The sequence below is a fragment of the Natrialba sp. PRR66 genome (assembly GCF_034808065.1).
Classification (GTDB): Archaea; Halobacteriota; Halobacteria; order Halobacteriales; family Natrialbaceae; genus Natrialba; species Natrialba aegyptia.
The window spans coordinates 1-261 of record NZ_JAXHGN010000156.1 but is presented as its reverse complement, the minus strand read 5'-3'; the positions used below and the strand labels follow the sequence as shown (position 1 = coordinate 261).

The window sequence follows — 261 nt, the reverse complement described above, 5'->3', positions numbered from 1 at the left end:
GCTGTCGCGGACGATACCGATGACGGCCTGGTTCAGTGCCTCGCCGATGCTATCGGGCTCGGGGAGCTTCACGAACGTCCAGAGGAGGAACGACACGACGTACGTCGCGACGAACGCCGCGGCGCCACCGGCGGCACCGCGGATGGCGGTGGACGCGTCGATACCGCTGCGGGCTGTGCTACCGCCGGTCGCTGCGTCGTGGTCGGAGGTCGAACGGGCACACATGTCGACATCCAGTACCGAACGGCCTCGTAATAATCC

Annotated in this window: 1 protein-coding gene; it reads right to left on the bottom strand. The window is 66.7% G+C overall.

All coding sequences use genetic code 11. The annotated features are described in order from the left end of the window. On the bottom strand, nt 1-225 hold a 225-nt coding region (locus tag SM755_RS23830; protein WP_323174862.1), incomplete at its 3' end, for a hypothetical protein. Nucleotides 226-261 lie beyond the last annotated feature (36 nt).